Here is a 1,089-nt window from a genome sequence, read left to right on the forward strand (position 1 = left end):
CGACATGGATATGCCTTATTTACAGAATCCCGTTTCTAGTGATGGTTCAATTAGTGGCACCTCTCAGTGCCCCACATCAGGTCAGGTTAGCTATCAGGGTAAAGTTGACAGACAAGGCAATGGTGCCGTGCTGGCAAAGTTCTCGAACTGTGTCATGTACAATGAGAATGAAAAGGTCGATGGTTCCGTCACCGTCGCTATCGATTCTAATGCGGGTACCAATGGTGAAGTAGCAATGCTGTTTAACAATTTGACCAGTTCAAATACAGAACAACAAATCAAATTGACCGGTAGCTTTATCACTTCTCCAGGCTATGACACTGTCACTGGACAAGATACAAGTAGTATCAAACAGCATATCCTGGTCGAAGTGGATGGCAGTAATCAAATAATTTCTGAGCTCACGGTCAGCGAGAGTAGTTACAATAACCACATGGATTACCATGAAAACTTGCAGCTCGAAGGTACTCTGACGTTCAGTAATGAGGGCGTATTGACCCTTGCCGGGAAAGAAATGTACGGCTATTCACCTAATTTCCAAAAGGGTGAACTGCGTTTTGAAGGGAGTGATAAAAACATTACCCTGGATTTCGACTACCCTAATATTGCGTATTATGAAGACAGCAATAAAGATGGTCAGTATGATCTGGGCACATACCTTACCAATATGCAGATGGAGCAGTTTATCTCTGCTACACTGGGTGAAATAACACCTGTGGCACTCAATTTAATGTCCCTGCCGCCAATTGCGTACACCCCAGAGCGAAACTATAGCGATGAATATTTCGCAACCAGCCCCATCAGTGTCGAAAACGGTTATTACGAAGATCCTGATACAGCGATGGATCAACTGGAAGTCAGTTTTCGTTGGTACCTTAATGGCCAAGTTATTGAAGGACAAACAACCAATACGCTCCCTGCTGGTATTGCTGTTTTTGGAGACACGCTCGAAGTCGCCATGGTCGTTTCAGATTCAGCGAATATCGTTGTAAGCCCTACATTAAGTCTGGAACTTCAAGATTCTCCTGCTCAACTGGCGTTAGAGGGATTAGATGGAACGATTGCAGCAGGGCAAACAGTATCATTTAC

General features: G+C 44.2%; 1 protein-coding gene. It reads left to right on the forward strand.

Annotated features, from left to right (window positions below; translation table 11 throughout):
* On the forward strand, window positions 1-1,089 hold a 1,089-nt coding region (locus CWB99_RS24325; protein ID WP_171045450.1), incomplete at both ends, for a hypothetical protein.

The organism is Pseudoalteromonas rubra, assembly GCF_005887095.1.
Classification (GTDB): Bacteria; Pseudomonadota; Gammaproteobacteria; order Enterobacterales; family Alteromonadaceae; genus Pseudoalteromonas; species Pseudoalteromonas rubra_E.